This is a genomic window from Amycolatopsis pithecellobii (genome assembly GCF_009707865.1).
Taxonomy (GTDB): domain Bacteria; phylum Actinomycetota; class Actinomycetes; order Mycobacteriales; family Pseudonocardiaceae; genus Amycolatopsis_E; species Amycolatopsis_E pithecellobii.
On the sequence record NZ_WMBA01000004.1, the window covers coordinates 120,507 to 145,189 of the forward strand.

At 66.8% G+C, this 24,683-nt stretch carries 27 protein-coding genes; 16 read left to right on the forward strand and 11 right to left on the reverse strand.

Annotated features, from left to right (window positions below; translation table 11 throughout):
- Positions 1–24: 24 nt before the first annotated feature.
- Genes GKO32_RS04330 through GKO32_RS04375 form a run of 10 tightly spaced genes read left to right on the forward strand, consistent with a single transcriptional unit; the run spans position 25 to position 9,197 of the window.
- A complete protein-coding gene (locus GKO32_RS04330) occupies positions 25–1,113 on the forward strand; it encodes an LLM class flavin-dependent oxidoreductase (protein ID WP_154755453.1) in 1,089 nt (362 codons plus the stop codon).
- Positions 1,114–1,140: 27 nt separating this feature from the next.
- On the forward strand, positions 1,141–2,310 hold the full coding sequence (locus GKO32_RS04335; RefSeq protein WP_166459368.1) for an LLM class flavin-dependent oxidoreductase: 1,170 nt from the start codon (positions 1,141–1,143) through the stop codon (positions 2,308–2,310).
- Positions 2,300–3,094, forward strand: a complete 795-nt coding sequence (locus GKO32_RS04340) for an alpha/beta fold hydrolase (protein WP_154755455.1) — start codon at positions 2,300–2,302, stop codon at positions 3,092–3,094. The genes GKO32_RS04335 and GKO32_RS04340 overlap by 11 nt, the downstream gene beginning before the upstream one ends.
- 11 nt (positions 3,095–3,105) lie before the next feature.
- On the forward strand, positions 3,106–3,807 hold the full coding sequence (locus GKO32_RS04345; RefSeq protein ID WP_154755456.1) for an SDR family NAD(P)-dependent oxidoreductase: 702 nt from the start codon (positions 3,106–3,108) through the stop codon (positions 3,805–3,807).
- A 13-nt stretch (positions 3,808–3,820) separates the two neighbouring features.
- Positions 3,821–4,591, forward strand: coding sequence for a cupin domain-containing protein (locus GKO32_RS04350; RefSeq protein WP_154755457.1), 771 nt, complete (start codon positions 3,821–3,823; stop codon positions 4,589–4,591).
- 20 nt (positions 4,592–4,611) lie between these two features.
- Positions 4,612–5,421, forward strand: coding sequence for an alpha/beta fold hydrolase (locus tag GKO32_RS04355; protein WP_154755458.1), 810 nt, complete (start codon positions 4,612–4,614; stop codon positions 5,419–5,421).
- Positions 5,418–5,894, forward strand: a complete 477-nt coding sequence (locus GKO32_RS04360; RefSeq protein ID WP_154755459.1) for a flavin reductase family protein — start codon at positions 5,418–5,420, stop codon at positions 5,892–5,894. The genes GKO32_RS04355 and GKO32_RS04360 overlap by 4 nt, the downstream gene beginning before the upstream one ends.
- On the forward strand, positions 5,891–7,117 hold the full coding sequence (locus tag GKO32_RS04365; RefSeq protein ID WP_154755460.1) for a bifunctional 3,4-dihydroxy-2-butanone-4-phosphate synthase/GTP cyclohydrolase II: 1,227 nt from the start codon (positions 5,891–5,893) through the stop codon (positions 7,115–7,117). Before GKO32_RS04360 ends, GKO32_RS04365 begins: the two co-directional genes overlap by 4 nt.
- Positions 7,117–8,367, forward strand: a complete 1,251-nt coding sequence (locus GKO32_RS04370; RefSeq protein ID WP_154755461.1) for a DUF3500 domain-containing protein — start codon at positions 7,117–7,119, stop codon at positions 8,365–8,367. Before GKO32_RS04365 ends, GKO32_RS04370 begins: the two co-directional genes overlap by 1 nt.
- Complete coding sequence (locus tag GKO32_RS04375; protein ID WP_154755462.1) at positions 8,364–9,197, forward strand: mycofactocin-coupled SDR family oxidoreductase; 834 nt, start codon at positions 8,364–8,366, stop codon at positions 9,195–9,197. Before GKO32_RS04370 ends, GKO32_RS04375 begins: the two co-directional genes overlap by 4 nt.
- Here the strand turns inward: GKO32_RS04375 and GKO32_RS04380 are convergent.
- On the reverse strand, positions 9,151–10,230 hold the full coding sequence (locus GKO32_RS04380) for a LacI family DNA-binding transcriptional regulator (protein WP_154755463.1): 1,080 nt from the start codon (positions 10,228–10,230) through the stop codon (positions 9,151–9,153). The two genes, GKO32_RS04375 and GKO32_RS04380, sit on opposite strands and share 47 nt — an antisense overlap.
- 214 nt (positions 10,231–10,444) lie before the next feature.
- Positions 10,445–11,881 carry an amidohydrolase family protein gene (locus tag GKO32_RS04385; RefSeq protein WP_166459369.1) on the reverse strand — a complete coding sequence of 479 codons (1,437 nt, stop codon included), beginning with the start codon at positions 11,879–11,881 and terminating at the stop codon, positions 10,445–10,447.
- A gap of 242 nt (positions 11,882–12,123) precedes the next feature.
- Here GKO32_RS04385 and GKO32_RS04390 point away from each other — a divergent pair, with 242 nt between their 5' ends.
- Genes GKO32_RS04390 through GKO32_RS04405 form a run of 4 tightly spaced genes read left to right on the forward strand, consistent with a single transcriptional unit; the run spans position 12,124 to position 15,967 of the window.
- Positions 12,124–13,173 (forward strand): extracellular solute-binding protein, encoded by a 1,050-nt coding sequence (locus GKO32_RS04390; RefSeq protein WP_166459370.1) that lies wholly within the window; start codon positions 12,124–12,126, stop codon positions 13,171–13,173.
- Between the two features lie 43 nt (positions 13,174–13,216).
- A complete protein-coding gene (locus GKO32_RS04395) occupies positions 13,217–14,083 on the forward strand; it encodes an ABC transporter permease (RefSeq protein ID WP_154755466.1) in 867 nt (288 codons plus the stop codon).
- Position 14,084: 1 nt separating this feature from the next.
- The gene (locus GKO32_RS04400) at positions 14,085–14,891 is read left to right on the forward strand and encodes an ABC transporter permease (RefSeq protein ID WP_154755467.1); all 807 of its coding nucleotides are present in this window, start codon (positions 14,085–14,087) and stop codon (positions 14,889–14,891) included.
- A complete protein-coding gene (locus GKO32_RS04405; protein WP_154755468.1) occupies positions 14,888–15,967 on the forward strand; it encodes an ABC transporter ATP-binding protein in 1,080 nt (359 codons plus the stop codon). Before GKO32_RS04400 ends, GKO32_RS04405 begins: the two co-directional genes overlap by 4 nt.
- Positions 15,968–15,990: 23 nt before the next feature.
- On the opposite strand, the gene GKO32_RS04410 is transcribed toward GKO32_RS04405, so the two are convergent.
- Positions 15,991–16,482 carry a cupin domain-containing protein gene (locus tag GKO32_RS04410; protein ID WP_154755469.1) on the reverse strand — a complete coding sequence of 164 codons (492 nt, stop codon included), beginning with the start codon at positions 16,480–16,482 and terminating at the stop codon, positions 15,991–15,993.
- Between the two features lie 80 nt (positions 16,483–16,562).
- Between GKO32_RS04410 and GKO32_RS04415 the strand changes: the two genes are divergently transcribed.
- On the forward strand, positions 16,563–17,453 hold the full coding sequence (locus tag GKO32_RS04415) for a LysR family transcriptional regulator (RefSeq protein ID WP_312867482.1): 891 nt from the start codon (positions 16,563–16,565) through the stop codon (positions 17,451–17,453).
- 34 nt (positions 17,454–17,487) lie between these two features.
- Here GKO32_RS04415 and GKO32_RS04420 read toward each other — a convergent pair whose 3' ends face one another.
- Positions 17,488–17,886, reverse strand: coding sequence for a hypothetical protein (locus tag GKO32_RS04420; protein ID WP_154755470.1), 399 nt, complete (start codon positions 17,884–17,886; stop codon positions 17,488–17,490).
- Between GKO32_RS04420 and GKO32_RS04425 the strand changes: the two genes are divergently transcribed.
- The gene (locus GKO32_RS04425; RefSeq protein ID WP_312867483.1) at positions 17,864–18,088 is read left to right on the forward strand and encodes a 3-keto-5-aminohexanoate cleavage protein; all 225 of its coding nucleotides are present in this window, start codon (positions 17,864–17,866) and stop codon (positions 18,086–18,088) included. The genes GKO32_RS04420 and GKO32_RS04425 overlap by 23 nt on opposite strands.
- Positions 18,089–18,105: 17 nt before the next feature.
- On the opposite strand, the gene GKO32_RS04430 is transcribed toward GKO32_RS04425, so the two are convergent.
- The 7 genes from GKO32_RS04430 to GKO32_RS04460 form a co-directional block, all read right to left on the reverse strand.
- On the reverse strand, positions 18,106–18,783 hold the full coding sequence (locus tag GKO32_RS04430) for an alpha/beta fold hydrolase (protein ID WP_154755471.1): 678 nt from the start codon (positions 18,781–18,783) through the stop codon (positions 18,106–18,108).
- A complete protein-coding gene (locus tag GKO32_RS04435) occupies positions 18,773–19,465 on the reverse strand; it encodes an alpha/beta fold hydrolase (protein WP_166459371.1) in 693 nt (230 codons plus the stop codon). The genes GKO32_RS04430 and GKO32_RS04435 overlap by 11 nt, the downstream gene beginning before the upstream one ends.
- Positions 19,466–19,481: 16 nt before the next feature.
- Positions 19,482–20,315, reverse strand: coding sequence for an ABC transporter permease (locus GKO32_RS04440; protein WP_154755473.1), 834 nt, complete (start codon positions 20,313–20,315; stop codon positions 19,482–19,484).
- The gene (locus GKO32_RS04445; RefSeq protein ID WP_154755474.1) at positions 20,316–21,146 is read right to left on the reverse strand and encodes an ABC transporter ATP-binding protein; all 831 of its coding nucleotides are present in this window, start codon (positions 21,144–21,146) and stop codon (positions 20,316–20,318) included.
- A gap of 14 nt (positions 21,147–21,160) precedes the next feature.
- A complete protein-coding gene (locus GKO32_RS04450; protein WP_166459372.1) occupies positions 21,161–22,057 on the reverse strand; it encodes an ABC transporter substrate-binding protein in 897 nt (298 codons plus the stop codon).
- 125 nt (positions 22,058–22,182) lie between these two features.
- The gene (locus GKO32_RS04455; RefSeq protein ID WP_154755476.1) at positions 22,183–23,193 is read right to left on the reverse strand and encodes an ABC transporter substrate-binding protein; all 1,011 of its coding nucleotides are present in this window, start codon (positions 23,191–23,193) and stop codon (positions 22,183–22,185) included.
- 134 nt (positions 23,194–23,327) lie between these two features.
- On the reverse strand, positions 23,328–24,647 hold the full coding sequence (locus GKO32_RS04460; RefSeq protein WP_154755477.1) for an MFS transporter: 1,320 nt from the start codon (positions 24,645–24,647) through the stop codon (positions 23,328–23,330).
- Positions 24,648–24,683: the final 36 nt, after the last annotated feature.

Here is a 24,683-nt window from a genome sequence, read left to right on the forward strand (position 1 = left end):
GGCCGGAATTCCTACGCTTCTCGCATGGTCAAATCCTGGTTGTTCGACATCTTCAACTATCCCTATGATTCCCGGCCCGAGGGCCTTGACCCGGATCTGGTGCAGGACGAGTACGACTGGCATCTGGAGACCTGGGTCCAGGCCGAGGATCTGGGCTATGACGGGGTTTTCTTCTCCGAGCACCATTTCACCGCCTACAACATGAGCCCCTCGCCGAACCTGCTCGTCGCGAGCCTGGCGCAGCGGACGAGCCGGATGCACCTCGGCGTGATGTGCAACGTCACGGCATTCCACAATCCACGGCGGCTGGCCGAGGAAACCGCGATGCTGGACTACCTCACCCACGGCCGTCTCGAGGTCGGGTTCGGCCGCGGCTCGGACGACCTGGAGTTCAAAAAGGAGGGTTTCCCGCTCGAGGACACCCGTGCCTGGTTCGAGGAATCCCTTGACCTGATGGAAAAGGCGTGGCACCAACCCCGTTTCACCCACCACGGCCGGTTCTTCGACTACGACGACGCGTCGATCTACCCGAGGCCCAAGAACGCGCCTGAGGTCTGGGTCACCGCGCTGAGTCCCTCGACGGTCAGCTGGGCCGCCGCGAAGGGCTACCGCATCGCGATGTCGTTCGTCCCGCCGGCAGGGCTCGCCGGCATGCGCAAGGCCTACGAAGAGGCCGCGGTCGCCGCCGGCCGGACGCCGTCCGCCGACAAGATCGCCGTGCTGCGCCAGGCATTCGTCGCGGACACCGACGAGCAGGCGAGGGAACTCGCCGAACCCGCGCTGGACCACGTTTTCAAGTTGTTCAAGCGGGCCGCGGTACCCGAGGACGTCGACAACCTGGCGAAAGGCTACGAGGGATACTCCTCGTTCTTCCGGCCGTTCGTCACCGGCGGCGGGGTGACGTTCGACGATCTGGTGGCCTCGGGCGCGGTCGTGGTGGGTTCCCCGGCCACCGTGCGAGACCAGCTTGTCGCGCAGGCCGAGGAGATCGGCTGCGGTCACCTGATCAACTGGTTCTCGTTCGGACAGCTCACAAAGGAGCAGACCCAGCGGTCGGTGGAGCTCTACGCGAAGGAAGTCGCGCCGGCGCTTCGCTCGCTCACCCTGCGCTGACCGGCCCCGGCGACAAGGCGGATGACGATGAAGTTTTCTTTCCTGTGTTCCCAGATCTATGGCGACACCGAGCATTACCGGACACAGACGAGCTGGCCGGTACCTTCGGCACGCTACCGGCGTGAGGTCGGTGAGCGGTCGACCGACTTCGCACTCGATCAGGCAGCGCTGGCCGAGGAGCTCGGTTTCGACATGGTCAGCGTGTCCGAGCACCATTACTGGCCTTCTTTGCCCAGCCCCAATCCCGCGGTGATCGCAGCGGCCCTCACCCAGCGGACCGAGCGCGTGCGGATCGGCTGGATGGGGCCGCTGGTGTCCATCAACAATCCACTTCGGATCGCCGAAGAGGCGGCCATGCTCGACCAGCTCAGCCACGGCCGCCTGGAGATGTTGTTCCTGCGCGGCACCCCGAACGAGTTCGTCTCCTACAACGTCAACCCGGCCGAAACCCGCGGCCGCACCCAGGAAGCAGTCGAGCTGATCACGATGGCGCTGACCGAACCGCACCCGTTCGGCTGGCAGGGCCGCTACTATCGCTACCCCACGATTTCGGTGTGGCCGGGGGTGTCCCAGCATCCGCATCCGCCGATCTTCGGCTCGGGCAACAGCCCGGAGTCCGTGCGGTACGCGGTCGCACACGGGCACAAGATCGGTATCTCGTTCTATCCCGCGCACCTGACCGCCCAATTGGTTCAGTCCTATCGGGAAGCATGCGCCGAAGCAGGCCGGACAAGCCGTCCCTCCGACATCCTCTACCGGGCACACGTCGCTGTCGCGGAAACCGAGCGGGAAGCCCGCGCTCTGGCCGGAAAGTACTACGGCGTGGGCGGTTTCGGGCAGGCCGCGGCGTTCATGGGCCGGGGTGCGACCGTCGCGTCCGAGCTGAAACCGCCCCCGGATCCCACGGAGCTGGGCACCGACGCCGACGGTAGGAACCGCGGCGCGGACGCCAAGGGGAAGGCCGCGGGTTTCGCGCTCGGCAAGCTCAACTTCTCCGGCACCCCGGACGAGGTGGTGCGGCAGCTGACGGAGTTCCACGAGCAGACCGGCGTCGGCCTGTTCGATCTCGGGTTCTCCGGTGGCGGGCTGACCGAACAGGAGCGCACGCGCAGCCTCACGTTGTTCGGGCAGGAAGTCATCCCGAAGCTGCGGCACCTGGGTGCCGCCCAGGACGAGGAGTCCGCCGATGTCCGTTGAAACGTTCACCGGGGCCACCGTGCACGCGGACGGCTTCGACATCGCTTACCGCGAGGCGGGATCCGGCGCACCTTTGGTGTTTCTGCACGGGGCGGGTGGCGCGGCCATCGCCGCCGCCCACGAAGCGCTCGCCGCGGATTTCCGCGTGATCCTCTTTGAGATTCCCGGTTTCGGCGAGTCGCCGGCCAACACCCGCAGTGCCACGGCGGCGCAGCTCGCGGACACCATGCACGAGGCGGCCCGCCGGGTCACCGGTGGTCCCTACACGCTGGCCGGCACCTCGTTCGGGAGCCGGATCGCCTCCTGGGCCGCGGTACGGCACGCGGACGAAATCGAGCGGCTCGTCCTGCTGGCGCCGACCGGGGTCCTGCCGGACGGTTTCACCCCGCCGACCGGGGAGCAGATGCTCGGTGGCCCGGAGCGTCTGTACGCCCACCCCGAGAATGCGCGGCCACGAGCACCGCTTTCGCTTGGTACGGCGGCAAAGCAGGCCGAACTCGTCGGCCGGTTGCTGACACCGCGGGACGAGGAGCTCGAAGCCGCGTACCGCACGCTCGACGTGCCCACGCTGCTGTTGTTCGGCACGCACGATCCACGAATCCCCGCTTCGCTGGCCCGGCGGTATCTGGAGCTGAACCCCGATTTCGCGGTGCTGTTCGTCTACGACGCCGGGCACGTCCTCGAGGAAGAACGGCCGGAGGCCACGGCGGACGCGATCGGGGACTTCGCGCGGCGCGGCGCCGGTTTCGTGGTCAATCGTAACGACAACCGGATTTTCCCGTGACTGGAGGAAAAATGGGACGCCTCACCGGCAAGGTCGCCGTGGTGACCGGCGCGGCGGGCGGTATCGGACACGCCGTCGCGACACTGTTCGCCCAGGAAGGCGCGACGGTCATCGCCACCGATGTCCGCCCGGACGGTGATCTGGTACCGCTGGACGTTTCGTCCGAAGAGGACTGGCGCCGCGTGGTGACGGAAGCGGAGCGGGCACACGGCAGGGTCGATGTGCTGGTCAACAACGCGGGAATCGGTGTCGCGGAAGGGATCGTGGAGTCGGACCTGGCATCGTGGAACCGGGTCATCGCGGTTTCGCAGACCGGCGCGTTCCTCGGGATGCGTGAGGTGATCCCGGTGATGCGCCGCGGCGGTGGCGGCTCGATCGTCAACGTTTCGTCGATCTGGGGCGTGACCGCCGTGCCGGGGCTGGCCGCCTACCACGCCGCCAAGGGCGCGGTACGGACACTGACCAAGAACGCGGCGATCAGCTACGCCCAGGACGGCATCCGGGTCAACTCCGTCCATCCGGGTTTCGTGGACACCCCGATGACTCAGGCCAACGATCCGGCGGTCAACGCCGTCATCATCGGCGCCACGCCGCTCGGCCGGGCCGGCCGGCCGAGCGAGATCGCCTGCGCCTGCCTGTTCCTGGCTTCCGGCGAATCCAGTTTCGTCACGGGCGCGGAACTCGCGGTCGACGGCGGTTATCTCGCCCAGTGAAAAGGAGATCGTGATGGAATTCGTCCGCAGGTTCGAACCGGGCCGCCTCGCCGGGGACAGGTTCGACCACCAGCCCCTCGCGGATCTCGAAAGCTGCCTGATCGAAGGTGTCCGGGCGCCGCACGGCGCCGTCGGTTTCGACCGGCACTCCCACGACGCGGCCGACCAGCTCTACTACATTTTGGACGGTCGGATGAGCCTGGAGCTGAACGGAGACCACTACGACGTCGAGGCCGGCTCCGTCGTCTTCATCCCCGCGGGCACGCCGCACCGCAACGAATACCCGCATTCCGGCACCGAACTCCACCTCGACGTCATGCTCCCGCCCCCGCCGCGCGGTGTCCCGCTCGCCACCCCGGCCGCGCCGGACGAACGCGGCGGCCCTGGCACGGCCTATGTCCGTGCGGCGGCGGACATTCCCGGTAAGGAGGTCCTGCCCGGTTTCCACATGCGGGTCCTCGCCGACCGGGACACCGGCAGCGGGCGCACCTCGTTCCGCCTCGCCACCGTGGAAGAGGGCTCGCCGGGAACGCCGTGGCACATCCACGACTTCGACCAGCTCTACTTCATCCTCGACGGCGCACTCGACATCGACATCGCGGGCCGGCACGTCCGGGCCACCCGCCACGACCTCGTCGTGCTCCCCGCGGGGGTGCCGCATCGCAACCGCAACAGCGGTCCCGGCCCGGAGAGTCACCTGGTGCTGCTGGTCCCCGAACCGGCCCGCGGGGTGACTCCCGACCAAGGGGTCGACTTCGCGCTGACCGGCCGCAGTTTCGGCTGACGTCCGAAAGGAACCAAGACATGTCCACGATTTCCGTCGACGGCGACGTCGGCCTGCACTACCGGATCGCCGGATCGGGACCGGCGCTGGTGTTCCACCCGGGGTTCGCCAACACGCTCGACGTGTGGAACTGGGTCGTGCGCGAACTCGCCCCGCACCGCACCTGTGTCACGTTCGACCCTCGCGGCCATGGGGCGTCGGACAAACCCGATTCCGCCTACACACTCGACGAACTGGCCGCCGACACGATCGCCCTGACCGAACGGCTCGGCCTGACCGGCGTCACCCTGGTCGGCCATTCACTCGGCGGCGCCGTAGCCCTGCAGGCCGTGCTGAAGCACAACGCCGACGGCCGGATCGCGCGGCTGGCGCTGCTCGCTCCCGCGGCGCCACGGTTCCTGGCCGCGGACGATCTCGACCTCGGCACGCCGCCGGAAGCCTTCGCGGGCCTGCGCCAGGCGCTCGCCGAGCGCACCGTGCCCACGGTGCTGCAGACCGGCGAGATCTTCTACCACCAGACCGATGCGGAGACCGCACGCTGGCTCACGGAGAAATGTCTGGACATGCCGGTGCACCTGGCGGAACGCTACTTCGGTCAGCTGGCCGGGATCGACTTCCGGCCGCAGCTGGCCGAAGTCGGGGTACCCGTGCTCGTGGCCTGGGGCGAGCACGACCGGATGGCCGACCCGCGGTGGGCAGGCTGGCTGCGCGAACAGAACCTGCCGGGCTGGTCGGTGCGGACACTGGCACACAGCGGCCACGGAGCGATGGTCGACGAACCGGGCCGGCTCGCCGAACTGCTCCGCGAATTCAGTGGCGGCCAGTCATGACCGCGTTCACCGACGTGATGGCCGGGGTGCCGACGCCGGTATCGGTGGTGACCGCGATGGACGGTGACCGGCCGCACGGCACGACCGTGAGCGCGTTCGCGTCGCTGTCGCTGACGCCACCGATGCTGCTGGTCTCCCTCGACCGCCGATCGGATCTGCTGACGCTGGTGCGCGCGAGCGGCCGGTTCGGGGTGAATGTGCTGTCACGAGAGCAGGCCGCGGTCGCGAAGGCGTTCGCCGTCAAGGGCGCGTCGAAGTTCGACGGGATCGCCTGGCGGCCGGCGAACGACCTGCCCCGGCTGGACGGGGTGTCGGGCTGGCTCGCGTGCGAGGTGTCGGACCTCGTCGACGGCGGTGACCACGTCGTCGCGCTCGGCACTGTCCTCGCCGCGGAGTCTTCCGGGCTCGCTCCGCTGACCTACCACGCCCGTTCGTTCGGCACGCACGTCACGTTCGAGGGGGTGGCGACATGACCCGCCAGGCTCCCGCCCAAGTGGTCCAGACCGCGGTCGCCGCGCTCGCCGCCGGGGGACTGGTCGTGGTGATCGACGACGCCGACCGGGAGAACGAGGGCGATCTGGTCGGGGTCGCCGAGTTCGTCACCGAGGAGCGGATGGCTTTCCTGGTACGGCACACCACCGGCATCGTCTGCGCGCCGATGCCCGCCGAGCGCTGCGACGAGCTTCACCTGCCCCAGATGGTCACCGACAACACCGACACCCACGGCACCGCCTTCACGGTGACTGTGGACCACGCCGGCACCGGTACCGGTGTGTCGGCCGCCGATCGCGCCGCAACGGTACGGGCGCTGGCCGATCCGCGCACCGGCGCGGCTGACCTGAGGCGACCGGGCCACGTGTTCCCGCTGCGTGCCCGGCCCGGTGGGGTGCTGGTGCGGGCCGGTCACACCGAGGCGGCCGTCGACCTGGCGCGACTCGCCGGTACCTCCGGGGTCGCCGTGATCAGCGAGATCATCGCACCCGACGGATCGATGCGGCGTGGCGATTCGCTGCGCGCGTTCGCCGCCGAGCACGGGCTGCCCGTCCTCGCGATCGCCGATCTCGTCCGCCACCGGCGTGCCACCGAGCGCATGGTCGAGCATGTCGCCACGGCCGCGCTACCGACGACATGGGGTGAATTCCGTGCACTGGCCTATCGCTCCACTGTGGACGGTTCCGAACACCTCGCCCTGGTCCTCGGTGATGTCGCCGGTGCCCGGGAGGGTGTGCTGACCCGGGTGCACAGCGAATGCCTCACCGGTGACGTTTTCGGTTCGCTGCGGTGCGATTGCGGAACCCAGCTGGCGCAAGCGATGCAAGCGATCGCCGCCGAAGGCACGGGGGTGCTGGTGTACCTGCGCGGGCAGGAGGGCCGTGGCATCGGGCTGGCCCACAAGATCCGCGCCTATGCCCTGCAGGAACAGGGCCTGGACACCGTCGACGCGAACCTGGCGCAAGGCCTCCCCGTCGACTCGCGCAGCTACGGCGTCGGCGCACAAATCCTTGCCGGCCTTGGTGTTCGCCGCGTCCGGCTGATCACCAACAACCCCGCGAAGTACACCGGCCTCGACGGATACGGGCTGCGGATCGTGGAACGGGTCGCACTGCCCGCCGGCGCCACCCCCGAGAACGTGCATTACCTGCGCACGAAACAACAGCGGCTCGGGCACCTGCTGGAGCTGGAGAGGAGTAGCTGATGACCGCACTCGACGACCGCCGCTATCACGGCTTCGGTCCCCGGCCCGACGGGACATACGCGCTCTCCGGTCCCCGCATCGACCCCGCGAACAGGCCGCCCGAGATCCTCGCCCTCATGCCGGACGTGGTCGCCGCCGCCGCCGAACCCTTCGTCGGCATCACCACCGACGGATCGCCGGTGCCGGACCTTTTCGCGGTGCAGGACGAGGATTTCGACCCCAAGCCCGCGGTTCACGCCGCGGAAAACTTCCTGGCCGCGCTGAGCGCCGGGCAGCGAAAGTCCGCCCGGTTCGACATCGACGCGAAGCAGTGGCGGCTGTGGACCAACGCCTACCCGACCTGGGAACCGCACGGCGTGTATCTCGACGACGTCGGACAAGGTCAACGCGACGCGGCGCTGGCCGTCATGGAAGCGAGCCTGTCGGCCAAGGGATTCTCCGACGCCAGGACCGCCATGCGGCTCAACGCCGCGCTCGGCGAGCTGATCGGGCAATACCCCGGCACGTTGAAGGAATACGCCTATTTCTTCGCGCTGTACGGCACTCCGTCCGTCACGAGTCCCTGGGGCTGGCAGCTGTGGGGACACCACCTCGTCCTGCACTGCTTCGTCCTCGGCAGCCAGCTGGTGCTGACCCCGGCATTCGTCGGCGCCGAACCGGTCACCGCCGACCGCGGAACCTACCAGGGCCTCCGGTTGTTCGACGCCGAGCGCGAAGCCGGGCTGGCGCTGCGCCGCAGTTTCACCCGGCGGCAGGAGCGTCGCGCCGTATTGCATCGCTCGTTGCTCTCGGCCGAGTTGCCGGCGGACCTGGTCAACTTCGTCGACGGCAGGCATAAGGGCGGCGCGGGACGGGACAACCGGGTCATCCCTCTTGAAGGACTGCGCGCCGGCAATCTGTCCGCCGGCCAGCAAGACCTGCTGCTCGACCTGATCGGCACCTACGCCGGCCGCGCGCCCGCCGGCCCCGCGGCCGCGCTGATGGCCAGGATCCGGGCCCACCTCGACGAAACCCACGTCGCGTGGATCGGCGGTGACGCCGACGGGGACGCCTTCTACTACAAGGTGCACAGCCCGGTCCTGCTCATCGAATACGACTGCCACCAAGGCGTGTTCCTCGACAACGAAGAACCCGAGCCGTTCCACGTGCACACCATCGTCCGCACCCCCAACGGCGGCGACTACGGCCACGACCTCCTGCGCCGCCACTACGCCCAGCACCACCACCACTCGGAAGGAACCAAGCCATGACCGGACGGCTCGAGGGCAAAGTCGCCCTCGTCACCGGCGCCGCACGCGGCCAGGGCCGCAGCCACGCGATCCGCCTGGCCGGGGAAGGCGCCGACATCATCGCGATCGACTCGTGCACCGACATCGCCACCGTCGCTTATCCATTGTCCACAATGGAGGATCTGGACGCCACGGCCGCGGAGGTCGCCGGACTGGGCAGGCGCATCGTGACGGCGAAGGCCGACATCCGTGACCTTGACGGGCTTACCGCGGCGGTGGACCAGGGCGTAGCTGAGCTCGGCGGCCTGGATGCGGTGTGCGCGAATGCCGGTATCTGCTCCACGGGCCGGCTCACGGAGCTGTCCGCCGAGGCCTGGCGGGACATGATCGATGTCAACCTCACCGGGGCCTTCTACACCTTGAAGGCGACGGTGCCGCATCTGCTGGCCGGTGGTCGCGGCGGGTCGATCGTGTTCACCAGTTCGTCGCTGGCGCTGCGTGCCGCGCCGAACCTGGGCCACTACACCTCGGCCAAGGACGGGCTGCTGGGCCTGATGCGTACCGCCGCACTGGAACTCGCGCCGCACCACATCCGGGTCAACTCCCTGCATCCATCCACAGTGGACACACCGATGATTCACAACCCGGACAACTACCGGATGTTCCTCCCGGAGGTACCCAACCCCACTCGCGAACAGGTCGAGCCGGTCTACCAATCCGTCAACGCATTACCGCACCCGTGGGTCGAGCCGATCGACATCTCCCATGCGCTGCTGTATCTCATCTCCGACGAAGCCCGCTACGTCACCGGCGTCGCGCTTCCCGTCGATCTCGGCTACGCACTGCTCTGACGACTTCGGGTTCTTCATCGGCCGGGGCGGCCGTGGAGGCCCGGATCACCAGTTCTGGTTCCAGGGCCACGGTGGTGGGGGGTTCCTGGTTCTGGTCGAGCTGGCTGAGCATCGTGGTGGCGACGCGGCGGCCCAGCGCGTGGCTGGGCAGGCGCACGGTGGTCAGTGGCGGTGTGAGGTGGCCGGTGAGGGGGGCGTCGTTGTAGCCGACGATGGAGATGTCCTCCGGGCAGCGCAGTCCGGCCTCGCCCAGGGCGTCGAGGGCCCCGATGGCCATCAGGTCGTTCTGCGCGACGATCGCGGTGGGCCGGGGCCCCCCGGCGGCCAGCAGCGCGGCGGCGAGTCGTCTGCCTTCGGCGGTGGTCGGTTCCCGGGCCGGCTCGCCGGTGGTGACCTCGGTGCAGCCGTATTCGGTGAGCACGTCCTGAAACCCGCGGGCACGACCGGCGAACGACGAGACGTCCTGCGGTCCGCGGAGCTGCGCCAGCCGCCGGTGCCCGAGCTTGACCAGATGCTCGGTCACCAGCCGCGCCCCCAGCACATCGTCGTGGGTGACCGTGTGATGCCCACCCCCGCTGACCCGCCGAACCGCCAGCACCACCGGCACCGATTGTTCCACCGTGGCAAGGAAATCCCCGTCCCCGGCATGCGCGGCGCTGATCACGATTCCCTCCACCCGGCGGGCGACCAGTTGCTCACACACCCGCCGCAACGTCTCGGGATCCTCGTGCGTCTCCGACACCGCGATCAGATAGCCCCGCGGGCCGAGTACTTCCTCCACGCCCCGCAGGATCGGCGGCAGGAACGGGTTCCCCAGATCCGCCACCACCACGCCGATCAGACCGGTACTGCCCTTGCGCAACCCCCGCGCCAGCACATTGATCCGATACCCCAGTTCCCTGGCGACGGCCTCCACCCGTTGGCGGGTCTCGGCATTGACCAGATGGCGACGATCCGGATCCAACGCCCTCGACGCCGTCGCCACGTGCACGCCCGCCCGCACCGCGACATCCTTCAACGTCACATCCGCCATACCCGGCCCCTCCACCCAGAACGGTCCCCGCAGCCTCCCGTGAGGCTACCCGGCCTGCAACTGTTTGCACCCAACCTACCGTTCCCGGCGTGGCCACACCGCCGATTCCGGCGGATCGCCAGCTTGTGTTTCATAAGCGGCGGAGCCGCTTGCTGTGGGCCGTCAACCCGCACCGCTGCCTGCACCGCTGTGCAAACCACTTTCGAAACAGTGGCTAGTCCGATATCTCGATCCGGAACCCCTGCGCCCACCGCTCGCGAATCGGCTGCTCAGGGATCAACGAAAACCGTCGGCGGATGTCGGCTCTCGAGCGCTCCAGCGCGTCGCGCAGTGCCGGCCAGTCGATGCCGACGAGCTTGCCATTCCGCTTCACGATCCGTCCGTCGACCATCACCGTGTCGACAAGGCTGGGGTTGCCGTAGTTCACGACCGCGGCGTAGGGATCCCACATCGGCGTCAATCCCAGCGCATCGGTCCTGAGCAACAGCAGATCCGCTTTCTTGCCCACGGTGAGGCTGCCCGTGAGGTCGCCGAAACCGATGGCCTCGGCCGCGCGCACCGTGGCGATCTCGAGGACCTTTTTCTGATGCACTTTGCGGGTCATCTTGAGGGGGTTCTGCAATGACCGCTCCAATCGCCATTCGTTCAACAGCGCCCGCATCTGCCCGAACATGTCGCCGCCGAAGTCGATCGTCGCGTCGATCCCGATGCTCGATTGCCCGCCCAGCCGCGTGAAGCGATTGACGACCGGATAAGCCCCGTAGGTCATCTCGATCTCGATCGCGGAACTGACCGAGGCGCCACCGTCGATGATCATCCGGAGTTCGTCGTCGGTGAGATGGTTCCCATGCACGAAAAGGAGATCCGGACGGATCTCGCCCGCCTCGTGCAGCTCCCGCACCACGTTGAGTGGTTCACGGGAGCTCATGCCGACATGGATGCTGATGCGCGCGGGCCGCAACGTGCGGCTCCATCGCAGCTCCTCGAGCATCGACTCCGATTCGGGAAGGGTCTCGAACTCGCGGGAGGCGATCCCGAAACGCACCCGGGCCGACTCGTCGGCGAAGTACGTGTCGCGGATACGGGTCGCGTTCTTCTTGTGCCACTCGTTGAGCGGGCCGTTGACCTCGCCAAGGAGACGAGGCAGATCCGACGCGTCCTGTCCGGGCTTGTAGGCGAGATTCCGGTATGTGCCGTAGCAGAAGATTCCGCGGATGCCGGAGTCGATGATGCCCTCCGCCAAGCCGTCCGAATGGGCTTCCGACAGTTGCAGGTGCGAGTGATCGACCAGCGTCGTGATGCCCGAATCGAGCGCCTCCAGTGCGCCGACCCGGTTTGCCAGCGCCGCGTCTTCGGGCTCGTAGCAGATGCAGTACATGCCGCGGATGTAGGTCAGGTAGTCGAGGAGATTCCAGTCGGTTCGCACGCCGTGCAGCGGCGTTTGCCACGTGTGCCGGTGGGTGTCGACGAAACCGGGGCACAGCACCGTTCCCGACGCGTCGATGACCTGCGCGTCATCGATGTCCAGATTCGGCGCGATGGCCGCGATGAGATCGTCTTCGACGAGCAGATCTCCCACGGCCAGGTCCTCGGACTTGCCGTCCATCGGGAGAATGGTCGCGCCTGTGAACAGAGTGCGGTGTTTGTTCATGTGCCAATCCATCGTGTCAGCGGGGGCGGGATTTGCATCGCATCCTATTTCTTGCCGACTGTTCGTGCAAACGATTGCTCCGTCGGGTGGTCGACATGAAGTTGGGCCCTGAGCACGTTGTCGAGCCGAGCGAGGCTTGCACGGGGCAACCCCTTCGGCTAGCATCCCTGCAAACGATTGCAGCCTCAATGGTGAGGAGTAAGAACATGGCGCTGTCACATCGGAGGGGTGTCGCCGCGACGATGACAGCTCTCGTCGCGGCCGTAACGCTCGCGCTCACGGGGTGTGCTTCGTCGAGTGGCTCGGGATCCACCGGCCCACTGGTGATAGCCAACTGGGGCGGTGCGCCGAGCAAGGCATATCAGTCCGCATATCTCGGCCCGTTCACGGCTGAGACAGGGATTGCGGGACAGCAAGTGGATGCGCCGGGCGTATTCGTGGCCCGCGTCGAGGCGCAGGCCAAGGCCTCGCGTGTGCAGTGGGACATTCTCGAATCCATTACGGGAGCGGACACCGCCCATCTCGCCAACGAGGGGCTTCTCGACCCGGTGCCGCCCGATGTCAAGGACCGGCTCATCAAGGCGGTCGGTCAGGAGAACGTCACCGATTACGGGTTTCACAGCGGTGGTACGGCCATGCTGATCGTGTGCAATACCCAACGGGTCCCCGTCTGTCCGCAGAACATGCAGGAATTCTGGGATGTCCACAAGTTTCCGCAGAAGCGGGCGATCATCGGCATAAATCCGGTGTATCCGATCAGCCAGGCCGAGATCGCGCTGGGCGTGCCCAGGGACAAAGTCGCCTCGACGCCTATCGACGTCAATGCGACATTCGCGAAACTGAAGGAACTGCGCCCGTTCGTGTCGGTGTTCTACACCTCGTCCGACCAAGGTACCCAGGCGCTTCAGAATGGCGAAGCCGATATGGCGATCTTCTACGCGACCCGCATCTACGACGAGCTCCTCCCGCAGGGCAACTACAAGGCGGTCTGGACCGACGGCGTTCTCGCGGACGGCACCAGCGTCGTACTCAAGGATGCGCCGAACAAGGCAGCTGCCTGGCAGCTGATGGAGTGGATCGCCAATCACCCTGAGCAGCAGGCGAAGTTCGCCCTGGCCGCATCGAAGTCGGCCGTGGATCCCAAGGCGCTGGATTTCGTGCCGCCGGAGAAACGTGCGCAATTCAGCAACGCGCCCGAGCACAAGGGACAGCTCGCCACGCCGAATGTTGCCGACTTCACGGCGAAGTTCGACGAGATCAACCGGCGTTGGCAGGAATTCATCGCGGGGTGACCACCGCTCGACACCAACGCTCGCCAGAAGGGTGTGACCAGAATTGACGGCGTCAATGCAATTACGGCGTGAATGGACGCCCTATATCCGAAAACGCTACGCCCTGGTGGCGGTATTGCCGGCGGTGATATTGCTGGGCGTCTTCGTGCTGTATCCGCTTGTGTTGCTGTTCGTGGAATCGAGCGCGGACGGTTTTGAAGCGTACGGGCGAATCCTCTCGAGCGGATCCGGGCGAAAGGCGATTTTCACGACGTTCACGGCGAGTCTGATCGTGACGGCTCTTGTTCTCGTGGTCGGGAGTCTCATCGCTTGGACGATCCGCACGACGACGCGCGCTGGGGTGCGCGGGCTTTGCTGGGCGTGCGTGCTGATCCCGTTCTGGATGGGGACAATTGTCAAGAACTACGCCATTATCCTGCTCATCTCGAAAGAAGGGGTTGTCAACACCGCCCTCGGGTGGTTCGGCCACAAGCCGGTTCAGCTGATGTACACCACGCCGGCGGTCGTGCTCGGAATCTCATATTCACTGGTTCCGTTTGCTGTGCTGACCGTTCATGCCGTGTTCCAGACGATTGATGTGAATCTCCTCCGGAACGCCGAGGTGCTGGGCTCGACAAGGTCGGGCGCACTCCTGCGGGTGATGGTGCCACTGGCGACACCGGGCTTGATCGCCTCTGGAGCCGTCGTTTTCGCCCTCGCGGTGGGTTTCTATGTCACACCGGTCACGCTGGGTGGAGCCCAGGCGCCCTTCCTGGCCGGCCTGATCCAGACGAACATTCTGGAGTACTTCGACTATCCCGCGGCGGCTGCACTCGCGATGATCCTGCTGGGGGTGGCACTTCTGATGATGATCGTCACCATCGGACTCGTCGGCCCGGGAAGTATTCGTAAAGCAATCACGAGGTCGTGAAATGTCTGAAATTCTTGACAAACTGGCCAGAATGTCCGTGCGGGTCATACTGGCCGCGACCGTTTTCATCATCCTCGCCCCGGTCGTCGTGATACTCGTGATGTCCGTCTCGCAGCAGATCCACTTCGCGTTCCCCCCGGATGGTTTCGGCTGGCGCCAATACCAGGAACTGTTTCACAACCCGGTGTGGATGCGCTCGATGGGGCTCTCCCTCTCCCTGGCGCTGCCGGCCGCCGCACTCGCCGTCGTGGTGGCGCTGCCCGTCTGCCTGGTCGCGCAGCGAAGCAAAGTCCCCGGCAGGAATCTGCTGCAAGGGGTGGCCGTAACCAGCATCATCATTCCGATGTCCGCGTTGGCCGTTGGACTGTTTGCGCTTTTCTCCCGGCTGGGCCTTACTTCTTCGAATGGGGGGCTCATCATCGCGGAGGCCGTGGTGGCGCTGCCCATCGTCGTGATCGGCATTGCCGCCGGATTGAGCAAGATCCCGCGTACGGCCGAGTTCGCGGCCATGACGATGGGGGCCTCCCTTGTCCGGTCGATCGTGGAAATCACCGGCAGGGCGCTCTTGCCGGCGATATTGGCGAGCGCGGTGATGGGATTTCTCCATGCCTTTGACGAGGTGGTGATCGTCAATTTCGTGGGCGGACCGGGACAAGTCACCCTGCCCAAGGCGATTCTCGATTCAGTTCAGTACTCCATTGATCCGGTCATCACGGCAGCCGCATCGCTTCTGATGCTCGGCTCCGCACTATTGATGATTGTCGCTGCCATTGCCGGACGAATTGTGATGAAGAGGCGACGAGGATGACGAACACGGAAACGATCATGGACGACGATCAGGTGCTGGTGCTGGACGGCGTGGCCAAGCAGTACGGCGGGCTGCCGGCCCTCTCGCCGACGAGCCTCACTGTTCAGCGCGGCGAATTCTTGACCCTGCTGGGGCCGAGCGGTTCCGGGAAGAGCACACTGCTCAAGCTCATCGCCGGGTTCGAGTCGCCCAGCAGCGGGGCAATCTTGCTTCGGTCCCGTGACATCTCCGGACTGAGTCCTGCACAGCGGCAACTGGGAATGGTTTTTCAGAGCTACTCTCTTTTTCCGCACCTGACGGTGGCGAAGAACATCGAGTACGGCCTCAAGCGCCGGAAATGGTCGTTGCCTCGCCGGCGAGCGCGGGTGGCCGAGATTCTGGCGATCGTGAAACTCGAGCATCGGGCCGAAGCACTTCCGGCGGAGCTGTCAGGTGGTCAGCAGCAGCGGGTGGCGGTGGCACGTGCACTGGCCTACGACCCCGACGTGCTGCTGATGGACGAGCCGCTCGGTGCTCTTGACCGGACACTCCGGCTCGAAATGGAGTCCGAGATCAAGCGAATCCACGGCGAACTCGGGACGACGTTCATCTACGTCACCCATGACCAGCAGGAAGCGATGCACCTGTCGACCCGCATCGCGATCATGAACAACTCGCGGGTGGTGGCACTCGGCACGCCGGACGACCTGTTTCGCAATCCGCCGAACGCATTTACGGCCGAGTTCTTTTCCGACGCGACCACGGTCCCGGCGGAAATAGATTCGGAGAAACGCTTCCGGTGGGAAAATGGCACGGGGTACTGGGAGGCGCCCGCGGGAATGTCGCCCGGCCGCTACACGCTGGGCATCAGGCCGCGTGCCGCGCGATGGGGAATTGTCGAAGGCGCACCGGCACTGCGGGGTAAGGTGCGAAGCTCGATGCTTTTCGGGGACGAGGTTCGCGTCCTGATCGACTCGGATACCGTCACTGGTCTGCGCGTGATCGTCCCCGCCCGTGCCACCGGTTTCAGCCCGGGGGAGCACGTGGACGTGTCCATTCCCTGGGAGGATGCGATCCTGCTCCCGAGGGAGACGTGAGTTGTGCAGCCGCGCGCCGGCTCTCAGGTGAAGTCGGTGGCAGGTTCGGTGGCGTAGCGGGCCATCGTCCCGATGTTCGCCTGTGGGGTCAGTTCCTGGCCGCTCGCGATCATGTCCCGCAGGTCACGGAAGTACTGCACGTACAGGTCGGGCGTGAAAGTGCTGAGCATGACGGCCGGCTCGTCGGTCACGTTGGCGAACGTGTGCGGGGCGCCGGGCGGGACCATCACGAGCGTGCCCGCGGTCGCGTCGTAGTCCTTGTCCCCGACGGTGAACCGCACCGCACCGGAGATGACGTAGAACCCCTCATCGTGCTGGGCGTGGCGGTGCTGCGGCGGTCCGGGAGTGTGCGGGGCGAGGACGGACTCGGCGAGCCCGAGGCGGTGCCCGGTGTTCCGGCCGTCCTCGAGCACGCGCAGTCGCGTGGTGCCCAGGACGATCGTCTCACCGGCGTCCGGGCCGACCACCGACACCGCGGGGTCGGCCGCCTCACGGGCTTTCGGTTCCTCAGTCATGATCCGATTTCACCGCCGGAGCCCGGTGACTGTCCAAGACCAATTCCGGGATGCCGATACCGCACGGGTATCGTCGCCGCGTGGAGCTACGTACGCTGCGCTATTTCGTGGCCGTCGCCGAGGAACTCCACTTCGGCCGCGCTGCCGCCAGGTTGCAGATGAGCCAGCCGCCGCTGAGCCGGGCGATCCGGCGGCTGGAGGCCGAGGTCGGCGCCGCGCTGTTCACCCGGTCGTCCGCCGGGGTCACCATGACGTCGGCGGGGGTGGTCCTGCTCGAAGAGGCCCGAGCCCTGCTCGACCAGGCGGATCGGGCCTTCGTACGCGTCGCTGCGGCAGCCGGCGCGGCGACCATCACCGTCGGCATCCTCGGCGACAACACCGACCGCGGCATCACCCGCCTTGCCGGCGCCTACCGTCGAAGGCACCCCGGCATCGACATCCTCGTCCGCGACACCGACCTGACCGATCCCACCTGCGGGCTGCGTGCCGGACTGGTCGACGTCGCCCTGACCCGCGCGCCGTTCGACGAGACCGCACTGACGGTGCGTGAGCTGCGCGCCGACCCGGTCGGCGCGGTCCTGCGCGCGAACGACCCGCTGGCCCACCGCGATCACCTGCGGCTGGCCGACCTGGCGGACCGCCGATGGTTCCAGTTCCCGCCCGGGAGCGACCCGATCTGGCAGTCGTACTGGAACGGCGGGAAACCGCGCGAGGGCCCGGTGGTGCGCGTCGTGCAGGAATGCCTCCAGGCCGTGCTCTGGAACGGCACCGTGGGGATCACCCCGCTCGGGCACGACCTGCCGGGCGACCTGGCCGTGGTCCCGCTGATCGACATGGCCCCCAGCCGCGTGGTGGTGGCGTGGAACGAGGGCGACACCAACCCGTTGATCAGGTCGTTCGTGCAGGTCGCGACAGCCGCCTATCACGAGCCGGCAGCGGAAACGCTTACCCCGCGCTTCGCCCAAGCGTGACGCGTCTAGCCCGGCGAAGCACGGGGCCTCGCGGCTACTCGGCCGGCAGGAGGTCGCGCAGCTGCGCCCGGGAGGCCAGGCGCACGATCTGCTGCTGCTGTGCGTGTTCGAACGGCCACCGCTCGACCTCGAGTGCCGCACGGAAATGGCGCTCGGCCTCTTCGGCAGCCGACAACGCCGCGGCACGGTGCAGAAGTGAGGCGAGACGGAGCGAGGTATTGCCGCCCAGCGCTCGCGTAGCCGTGTTGAGCAACGGGGCCACGTCGCCGGATCGGCCGATACGCGCCGCCGCGGCGGCAAGGTCGGCCAGGACCGCATAGCTCGCATGGAAATGGACCGGCTCGCCCTCCGCGGTGAAGGCCGACCGGATGTGATGGAACGCGGCGTCATCGGAAGGCGAGGTGTGGCAGGTGACCGCGATCGGCAGGGCCAATCTGTCGTTGACCGCGATGGGGCTTGCGCTGGGCGGCAACGCCCGAGCCGGGCTCGAAGACACCCTGTATCTGCGCAAGGGCGAACTCAGCCAGGGCAACCTGCCGCTGGTCTCGCGTGCGGCTCAGCTCGCCGGCGATCTCGACCTGACCATCGCCGGTCCCGGGGAAACCGAGAAACTGCTGCAGCTGCCACCCCGCTGAACCCCCGGGGTCTCCTCCTAATGCGGCCGCGCCAATTCCACGAGGAGCCGTGCCAATTCCGCGGGGCGGCTGAGGAAGGGGGAGTGGTCGGCACCGATCATCTCGTGCGCCTCGATGCCGAGTCGCTCCCGCGCGGCCCGGCGCGCCCATACCGGATTGACCGCGTGGTCCTCGGTCGGGACGACATATGCCGACTCGGTGTCCGGCCAGACCCTCAGTGGTGTCGTTTCGCGGAAAGGCATTTCCGCTTGGGGCCGGATCTGCGTCAGTGCCCACGCCGCGTCGGCGTCGCCGGCTGCGTTGTACAGGCCGTCGCGGTAAGCGGATGGGCCGGCCTGGGGTGAGAAGAGCAGCATTTCGGGCTCGGCCGCCAACTGTTCGAGCAGGGTCCTGCCGGGTATCGGAAGCGCGCCCGACAGGAAGATCATCTTGCGGACGGGTCGTTCCGTTGCCACCAACGGAATCGTGAGCCCGCCCAGTGAGTGGCCGACCAGGACAAGGTCGCCGTCGAGGTCGGCGAGCGCCTCGAGGACCACCTCGGCATAGCGCCCGGCACCGGCCGTCTCGTCCTCGCTGGGCAGATCCATGGCCACCGCGCTGTGCCCGAGCGTATCGAGTGCGCCGATCACGCGCTGCCAGCACCACGCTCCATGAGAACCGCCATGCACCAGAACGAAAATCGTCTCACGCGCCATGCGCCTGCTCCTTCGATACCGCCAATTCCACGAGGAGCCGTGCCAATTCCGCGGGGCGGCTGAGGAAGGGGGAGTGGTCGGCACCGATCATTTCGTGCGCCTCGATGCCGAGTCGCTCCCGCGCGGCCCGGCGCGCCCATACCGAATTGACCGCACGGTCCTCGGTCGGGACGATGAACGCCGCGTCGACGTCCGGCCAGGCCTTCAGCGGAGTCTCCTCGTGGTACGGGGTCTGTGCTTGCGGCCGGATCTGCGCCAGCGCCCACGCGGCATCCGCATCGGCCGCTGTCCCATACAGCCGGCGACGGAACGCGGATGGCCCGTCAGGATTGGGAAAGACCATCTCTGGTTCCGTTTCCTGTTGCTGTATCAGGCTTTTGCCGGGCATGGGCAGCACGGCCGAGAGGAATATCAGCGTGCGGACCGGACGTTCCGCCGCGACCAGCGGAATGGTCAGCCCGCCCAGAGAGTGCCCGACGAGAACAACGTTGCCATCGACGTCGGCGAGTGCGTCGAGGACCACCTCGGCGTAGCGCTGGGCACCGGCCGAGTCGTCGTCGCAGGGCAGATCCATGGCCACCCCGCGGTGCCCGAGGACGTCGAGCGCGCCGATCACACGCTGCCAGCACCACGCTCCGTGACACCCACCGTGCACCAGACCGAATACCGTTTCGAGTTCCATTTCCACCTCCTCGTGACTAATGGTGCGCGGGCCGCCAGCGCAGAAATCGTCGTTCCGCGAGGGAGGCGATCTGATCGAGTACGCCCGCGATGATGACGGTGGCGATGATGGCCGCGAACACGTTGGGCATCTGGAAGAACCCTGACCCGGACACGATGACATAACCCAGCCCGACCTGGCCGAGGAACATCTCGCTGACGATGGCGGCGGACAGGCCGTAGGCCAGCGAGAGGCGCGCCGCGGCGATGATCCAGGGAACCGTCGCGGGAAGGACCACCCAGTAGATCGTCTGCCACCGGGACGCGCCACACAGCTTGGCCAGGGTGAGCTGGTTCCGCTCGGTGGCCTGCGCGCCGGTGATGACGTTCGTGAGGGCGATGAAGAACACCAGTGACACCACCAAGGCGATGGCCGAGTTGGTGCCGGTCCCGAACCACAGGACGAACAACGGGGCGAGGGCGATGCGGGGCATCGAGTTGATCACCGTGACGAGCGGGTTCAGCACTTTCGTCGCGGTCTGCGACAGTCCGATGACGAGGCCGGAAATGGTGCCCGCGGCCATGCCGATACAGAAGCCGATCATGGCCGCTTTGAGCGTCTCGAGCGAGGCGGCTCGCAAGCTGCCGTCGTGGATGCCGTTGACGAACGCCTGCACGGTCGCGCCCGGGCTGGGGACGAAGAGGGGGTTCACCAGCTTCGTCGTGCAGATCAGCTGCCACGCGCCGATGGCTGCGGCGACCAGGATGATCCGCGTGGCGATCACGAAGGCCCGGCGATATCCCTGGCGCGGAACCGGCGGAGCATCGTCGAGCTGGGCTGGGTTGGTCGTGACGACCTCGGTGCCGGTCACTTATTCGCCTCCGCGTAGCTCGTGCCAGATTTCCTTCATATACGACTGGAACCGGGTCGATTCGAAGATGAGCTGCTCGGCCGACCGCGGTCGTGGCAGTTCGATCCGGCGAGTCGCCCGCACGGTCCCGGGGCTGGGCGACATGGACACCACGACATCGGCGAGCGCGACGGCTTCCGCGACGTCGTGGGTGATGAGGATGACGGTCGGCTTGCGGCGTTCCCAGATGGACAGAAACAGGTCCTGAATGACCACGCGTGTCTGGGCGTCCAGCGCGCCGAAGGGTTCGTCCATCAAGATGATGCGTGAGCCGGTCGCGAACGTCCTGGCGATCGCCACCCGTTGCCGCATGCCTTGGGAGAGCTGGTGCGGGTGGTGGTCCAGGACCTTCTCCAGGCCGACCGCCGAGATCATTTCCCGGGCGCGATCCAGCCGGGACTTGCGTGATTCGCCGGCGAGCTGGAGTGGGAACTCGACGTTGCCCAGTACGGTCCGCCACGGCAGCAGGGAGTCCTGCGCGGGCATGTAGCCGATGTCGCTGCTCACGGCGCGGACCGGTTTTCCGTCGACGGATACGCGGCCCTCGGTGGGGCGCAGCAGTCCGGAGACGAGATTCAGGATGGTGGTCTTACCACAGCCGCTGGGCCCGACGACCGCACAGAACTCTCCTTGTTCGACGGTGAACGAGACATCCCGGATCGCCGGGCGCCGGGTCTTGCCCGCCAGGAAGGAGTGGCCGACCGCCTCCAGCTCGATCGTTCCCCGCGGTGCTGTCGCTGTGGTCCGCGTACCGGGCACCGGCTTGGCCAGCCCGGCAGCTGATCCCTTCATATCGATCAAATCCTTTACTTCAGTACCAACTCGGACTGGTGTGCGGTGACGTTCTTGCCGTAGGCGAGGTTGTATGCCTTGACCGCGTCGTCGAACTGGCTTGCGGTGATGTTCTCGGCCCCGGCGAACGACGGCGCCAGGCCCCTGATGAGGCCCGTGAGGTCGGGTTCGCCGACGCCGGGGTAGTCCGGCGCGACGGCTTTGGCGATGGCGGGCGCGTTGGCGGGGTCGGACAAAAAGGCGTTCGTCGCGGTGATCGCGGACCGGAAGCGGTTGATCACCTCGGGGTTGGCGTTGGCGAACTGTTTCGACGCGAGGTAGACCCAGGCATTCGCATTCAGCAGGAATTCGGGACCCTGACCATTCTGGACGTCGACGATCGTGTCGACGTCGCCGGCGAGTTGTTGCTGGACGGGCTGGACCGAGGTGACACAGTCGATCCGCTTTGCCTTGATCGCGGCGATTTCGGCGGGGACGCTGCCCACCGTCACCCACGACACCCTGGCCGGGTCAACACCCGCGGAGACCAGCAGCGCACGGGTATAGATGTCGGGCGCCCCGCCCGGTGCGGTAGTGCCGATCGACTTGCCTGCCAGCGAACTGATGCCGGCCGGGTAACCCGGGACCGCACCGACGCCCTTGCGGCACTGCAAGGCGAGCGGTTCCCTGGTCTCGCCTCCGGAGGCGATCACGAGGTCACCGCCGGAACTGTTCGCCGCGATCGTGACCGGGATCGTGCTGATGGCGATATCCAGCTGCCCGGAGCTCAGCAATTGTGTCGCCGAGTTGCCGTTGTTGGTGGTGAGCGGTTGTACGTCGAGGCCTGCCTTCTCGAAATATCGCATTTCGCGGGCCAGGAACAGCGGCAGTGTCACCAGCGATCCGCCGATGAGATTCAGCTTGATCGGCAACGGGGCGGGGCCACCGGTGGCCTCATCGCGCGGGGAGGTCGAACTTCCGCATGCCGTGGCCGCCAGGGCACAAGCCGCGCTCACGGCGAGGCAGAAAAGGCGTTTTCGCAGAGAGGGTCGCATAGCTATTTCAGCACCAATTCGGATTGGTTTGCGGTGATGTTCTTGCCGTAGGCCAGGTTGTATGCCTTGACCGAATCCTCGAACGCGCTCGCCGGGATCGTCTCGCCGTCGGCGTAGGTCGCCTGCACGGCCCTGACCAGGGTCACGAGCTCGTCATGGCTGACCCCGGGATAGTCCGAGGCGACCCCGGTGGCGACCGCCGGGGCGTTGGCAGGGTCGGCCAGGAATGCGTTGGCTGCCTTGATCGCCTGCCGGAAGCGGGTGATGACTTCGGGATTGGCCGTCGCGAACTTGTTCGTCGTGGCCGCCACGCCGTATGCGGCGTTCGTCAGAATGGCGGGTCCTTCGCCCTTCTGCACATCGACAATGGTCTGTACCTCGTCGGCCAGCTGATGCTGGATCGGCTGGAACGACATGACACAGTCGACGCGTTTCGCTTTGATCGCGGCAATGAAATTGGGCACCCCGCCCAGCGGGACCAGCGAGACCTTGGCCGGGTCCACGCCCGCCGAACTCAGAATGATGCGCCCGAAGGTGTCGCTCGCCGCGCCGACGGCCGTGATGCCGATCGACTTGCCTGCCAGCGAAGTCACGCCGGCCGGATAACCAGGTGTCGCGCCGATGTCCTTCCGGCACTGCAGCGCGACCGGAGCATGCCGCTCGAGCCCGGACACTATCGCGATGTCGGCGCCGGCGGCGCGCGCGTTGATCGCACTCGGGATGTCGATGGAGGCGACATCCAGCTGTTCGGAGGTCAGCAGCTGGAGCGCCGAGGTGCCGAGGTTGGTCGTGACCGACTGGGCCTGCAACCCGGCTTTGGCGAAATACCCCATGTCGCGAGCCACGAAGAGCCCCAGTGTCGTCAGCGATCCGGCCGTCAGGTTCATCCGGAAGGTCAAGTTGGGTGCTCCGTTGGTGGGAGCCGGGGCCGGGCCGGCGCACGCGGTGGCCGCCGCAAGGCAGACCGCGGTCGTGGCGATGCCGACGACACGTTTGCGGATGGACGAAAACATCGTTGTTCTCCTTGTTGTCCGTGCACCGGCCGCGATTCAGGTCCGGTTGTAGCATCGACTACGCAAACTTGCCAGAACTGTAGTATATACGCCAGCGCGTGCCAAGGGGTGCGCCGGTGTCACCGGCGCCCGGCTTACGCCAACGGCTGCCGGGCCGTCTCCTTGAAGGTCAGGACCGCGACGAAACCGAACACGGCGGCCGCGACCAGATACCAGGCCGGCGCGGAACCATCGTGCGTCCACGTCACGAGAAACGCGGCGATGAACGGGGCGAATCCACCGAAGATCGCCGTCGTCGAATGGTAAGGAATCGAAAGCGCGGTGTACCGAACCTGCGCCGGGAACAATTCCGCCAGAGCTGCCGTGGCGGGGCCGACGGCCATGCCGAGCAGCACGACGCACACGAGCAGCAGAAGCATGACACCCCAAGCCGGGCTGTTCTGGAGCAGCAGAAAAACCGGGTACGACACCACGGCGAAGAGTGCACACGCGGTGAGCATCGGCGGCTTGCGGCCGATGCGATCGGACAACGCGCCGAAGATCGGAGTCGCCACCGCCAAGGCCGCCGACTCGATCGCCATCGTCAGGTTCGCGAGTGCCGGACTGAAACCGGCCCAGGTGACCAGCCACGTCGCGAGGTAGGTCAACAGGATGTAGTACGCGACCCCCATCAATGCCACGAGGCCAACCGCTTTCAGCATCGGGCGGCGCGCGGTCCTGAACGCTTCTCGGAGCGGCGCGGTGGCCACCTGTTCATTCGCTTTCAGCGTCTCGAATGCACTGGTCTCGGGTGCCGACCGGCGAAGGATCCACGCCGGGATCACGATCAGGGCGCCGGCCAGGAACGGCAGCCGCCATCCCCACGACTCGACGGCCGAGGCGGGCATCACCGCGTTGATCAAGGCCGCCACGCTCGCGGACAAGGTGAGCGACAGCGCCACCGAGCTCAATTGCCAGCTGGTGGCGAACCCTCGGCGGCCCGGCGGGGACGACTCGAGCATGTAGGTGGCGGATCCGGCCCATTCACCACCGCTGGCGAATCCCTGAAGCAAACGCAACACGGTCAGCAGGACCGGGGCGGCGAGACCGATCTGGTGATAGGTCGGGGCGCAGCCGATCAGAAAGGTGGCGACCCCCATGCCGAGTACCGAATATGTCAGAGCCTTCCGGCGGCCGCCCCGGTCACCGACATGCCCGAACACGATCGCGCCGAGTGGACGGGCAAGGAAACCGACACCGAAACTCGCAAATGTCAGGAGCAGCGCCGTGCTCTGACCGCCCGCGAAGAACTGCCGGGCGATGACGAGCGCGAAGTACCCGTATACGCCGAAGTCGTACCATTCCAACAGGTTTCCCACGGCGACCGTCGACACAAGCCGCCCCAGTGACAACCGGGTTCGTGGCTCGGCAGGGGATACTTCACGTTCCACACTGGTCAAGTCTTCCGCGGACATCGGCGGACTCCTCCCGGCTGTGCCACGTATACGACC